Raw genomic sequence first — 4250 nt, 5'->3', positions numbered from 1 at the left:
AAATTCATATCACTCTATCAAGGGTAATAAATGCTTATTTGACTTTGCTTACTACAACAGCAGCATTATTACCATTTAAAGAGGTACTCACAATTAGACCTTTCGATAACTTTGTAACGTCTTGATTAAAATATTGACTCACAGCTTCTACATCCTTGATTTTTCCACCAAATAGTTCAGCCGCGATATATAAATGATTTAATGAGCTAGTAGACTCTAAATATCCTTTTGAATTAAAGCAGTGCTTGAATACATGATCCGCAACGTTCAATTCATTAAATAAATTTTCATAGATATCTATGTCCTTAGATAGACCATTTGAATTGTGGAAAATAAAATCAATTTCTCCAATAGGGACAGCTGCTTTTTCTAAGGCGCTATCAATTGCCTGTTTCAAACTAGTTGCATCACTCCCAAAAGTTAAGCCTGCCCCTAGAATTTCTGCATAAGCTGCTTTTTCATCTAAATCATTAGATAGCACAAGACAACTACTTCCCTCAGCAATTGGATACACACTTTCATTCAATCCAAGTGACTTATCTATTTCAGCTGATAAATCAGACAACTCATCACCTGATCCAATAAGACATTTTGCATGATCATTATCCTTTATGAATTCATAACCATATACTGCCCCAAAAAGACCATCATTCCCACCTGTACTAATGGAACTACTGAACCCGCGAATATTAAATTTCTTCGCAACTTTTCCTGCAACTGAATTTAACACCATGTCAGGAAAATAAATGCTACTAGCATATTCCGGCCCTTTTTTCAGAATAGATTGAAAATACTTTTCAGAACTTTGCAAACTACCCCTAGCTGTTCCATAAATAAAAGCAATATCTTCCTTTTCTAGAGGGATTTGTATCTCTGCATCTTTAAAGGCTTGATCAGTAGCAGCAATACTATATTGCGCCAATGAATTCATTCTTCTTTCATATAAATCTTTATTATATTCTTTAAGACTAAAATCTAATTTAGTCGGAATATCATCTTCTGAAATCAACTGTTCTATCATACTAGTTTCTTTTTTAGCATATATTGTATTACAATTCCCTAAGCCAGTAACAAAGACTCTATTATCTGTATCAGCTGATGATACCGCTTGTCCATTCTCGGTATAGTGTTTCCAATTTTTTGATACAATGGATGCATTATGCCCACCAAAAGCAGAGTTGTTACACAAGAAATAAGTCGTTTTTTTCTTTTTCATCTCATTAGTGATTAGATTCGCATTTTCACAACCTTCTCGCTTTTCCTGGAAGTTAATTGTAGCTGGCAATAGATCTTCCTGCATTAAGAGTATAGATGTAACATATTCTATAGATGCTGCCGCTCCTAAATTATGCCCAAAATAAGCCTTACTTGAACTAATTGGAATTTCTTTGAATTTCTCAACTCCAAAAACTCTTTCCAATCCAGATAATTCCGCAGTATCATTGGCTTTTGTTCCTGTTCCATGCGTATTAATATACTCAATTTGATCAGGTTGCAAAGAAGCCTGTTTTAATGCACGGGTAACAGCATTTTTAATCCCCTCGCCTTCTGGATGCGGAGCTGTTTCATGATATGCATCACTACTAAGTCCATACCCACATACTTCTGCATAGATCTTTGCGTTTCTCGCTAATGCACGATCTAATGTTTCTAATACTACAAAAGCTGCTCCTTCTCCTAGACTAAGTCCATATGAAGTATTGTATGGAGAACATGGAACCGAATTTAATGCACGTAGCGCATTAAAACCAGCATAAACTGATGAGGACATAGAATCTGATCCCCCTGCAATCATTACATCTGCATACCCTTTTTGTACCATTTCAAAACCAAAACCAATTGCATTTCCACTAGCTGCACAAGCTGTATTAATAGTTACTACAGGTCCACCTAAGTTAAAATATTGAGCAACATGGTCTGCTTGATTAAAAAACGGATATTTTTTTGTTTGTTCTAAATCCAATGATTCAATTGTCTCTTGTTCTTCTAGGGAGTTCACACCTCCGTTACAAGTGCCCAAAGCTAGTCCAATCCTATTAGAAGAAGTTTGATTCATCACCATACTTTCCTGTAAAGCTTCTTTTATCGAAATGACCGCATACTGCGCACAAGGATCATACTTTTCGATTTCTTCCCGATTAAAATAGTCTGCTGCATTATAATCTTTTACTTCAGCACCTATTTGACTAATAAACTTCTCTGTGTCAAACTTTTTGAGGGTATCAACCCCTGTTTTTCCTTTTTTCATTTGGTCCATTACTTCTTGTTTATTATGTCCTACGGATGAAAGTATTCCGATACCTGTCACTACAACTCTATTCCGTGCCAAACTTTATCCCTCCCTAAATATGATTCTCCACTTGTATGGCATGTTGATTATTTTGATATTGCTGTATTACTTTCGCTGGGATTAATTGTTGGATTTGTCCCATGTAATTTGGTGAACCATGAACATCATCAAATGTAATAAGATCCAAATTATTAATATACTGCTTAATAAATGTCAATTCTGTAATTGGAATGATTTCATCCTGTAAACTAAACACATAAGTTATAGGAATTTTCAATCTATTAAGAGCGTTTACATCTATACGAAAATTTCCAAGTTCTTTTCTTAACTCATCTTCTGTCAATCCACATACATAACTTAATGTCTTTCTAGTAACAGAAGGAATATTAAGCCAATCTTGATCCTTCAGATGGTAGAATTCATATAAAGGAGCACCTACTGTTACAATTCCTTTTATTCTACTATCTTGCAAAGCACATTGTATTCCTAATTGTCCACCAAAGCTCATACCGACATAATATGTATGATTAACATCCGCCTCATTTTGAAAATGGTCTAATATTTCTTGAATCATCCTATACGAGTCCACTCTAAAAGGGATTGTATTTTCTCCTACTTTAGGAAATTCCGTAACAATAACTGAAAATCCTAACTTTGGTCCTACCTCTAAGAACTTATACCATTGTTCTTTAATGGAAACGATACCGCCCATTACAATTAATAAAGGCTTTTCTTTATCAAGATTTGAAGTATATACTTTAATTTTTCCACTTTTAAGTTGTAAACATTTCTGTCTAATATCTGTATGAGATACATAAGTGTTAAAATTCTCTAGTAAACTATCATATACTTTCTGTTGTGTCCCATTACCAACATAGGGAAATCGTGCGAAGTTAAAACATTGTATGGCTTCTAGCTTATCTTGCTTTAACACTCTATTCCCTTCTTGTAACCATTCATATTCCCATGAACCTTCTGTTTCTGTATCATATGAAGAAATTCGATTGAGTACTTCTGATGGAAACGTATGCTTTAAATTCTGGGATTTAATATGCAACTCTACAAATTGTTTTAATTCCTCAAGATATTGTTTATTCATTTTACCTCCTACTTTTCATCTAAATATGCATTAATTGATCTTGTTTAAGTTGTAAACTAATTTGTTTAGCCAAAAATTCCTGTTGCTCATTTATAAAGAAGTGCCCTCCTTCTACTGTCATAACCTGCACTTCCTTACGCGTTAATTCTGACCACTTATCCCATTCATTGTTAGTCAGAGGATCCTCTGTGCCATTAATTATTGTAATTGGAGTATTTAACCTTTCTCTAATCTTTCGGTACCTATATGAGCCTATCATATGCAAGTCTGCTTTAATAATAGGAAGATAGATTTTAGAAAAGTATGGATTTTCTATTACTTCATTGGGAGTTCCCCCTAATGCTTTAATCTTTTTTATAACTTCATCATTACTCTTACTTACATCTACTAGTGAATCATTTTCATACTGATAAGGAAGTCGAGTTCCTGTTAAGAATACATGTTTTACTGAAAACCCTTGACTTTCCAGTAGATGTGCAAGTTCAAAACTCAATAAACTTCCCATACTATGGCCAAACAAGGAAAACTCCTCATTTTTGTAACTCAAGTGTTGCTTAATCATAGTAATTAAATCTTGGCAACCTTTCTCAAAATCGTATATCAATTCTTTTAAGAAGCGTTTTCCACGACCTGGAAGTTCCAATGGAATAACTTCTAATTTATTGTTTAACAGTTTTACCATTGACTGAAATACCTTAGCTGATCCACCAGCATAATGGATACAAAATAATTTCATATATTTCCTTCCCTCAATTTCATTTTGCATAAGTATTTCGACAAGTATTCTGATATATGCAAAGTAAGAAGTTATATCATTTATCACTTATGCAATTCCTATTATTTCGTATTTTAAGATACTCC

Annotated in this window: 3 protein-coding genes; all 3 read right to left on the bottom strand. The window is 33.8% G+C overall.

The features are described from left to right. Window positions 1-34: 34 nt before the first annotated feature. The 3 genes from ACQGSG_RS27100 to ACQGSG_RS27090 are packed head-to-tail and all read right to left on the bottom strand — an operon-like array spanning window position 35 to window position 4212. Entirely contained in the window at window positions 35-2329 is a 2295-nt protein-coding gene (locus ACQGSG_RS27100; RefSeq protein ID WP_426948479.1) for a beta-ketoacyl synthase N-terminal-like domain-containing protein, read from the bottom strand. A 13-nt stretch (window positions 2330-2342) separates the two neighbouring features. Next, window positions 2343-3389 (bottom strand): alpha/beta fold hydrolase, encoded by a 1047-nt coding sequence (locus tag ACQGSG_RS27095; RefSeq protein WP_426948477.1) that lies wholly within the window; start codon window positions 3387-3389, stop codon window positions 2343-2345. Window positions 3390-3408: 19 nt separating this feature from the next. Beyond that, on the bottom strand, window positions 3409-4212 hold the full coding sequence (locus ACQGSG_RS27090) for a thioesterase II family protein (RefSeq protein WP_426948475.1): 804 nt from the start codon (window positions 4210-4212) through the stop codon (window positions 3409-3411). Window positions 4213-4250 lie beyond the last annotated feature (38 nt).

The sequence above is a fragment of the Bacillus sp. GMa5/1 genome (assembly GCF_050172015.1).
GTDB classification, from domain to species: Bacteria; Bacillota; Bacilli; order Bacillales; family Bacillaceae_G; genus Bacillus_A; species Bacillus_A cereus.
This window is presented reverse-complemented; position numbering and strand designations above follow the sequence as displayed.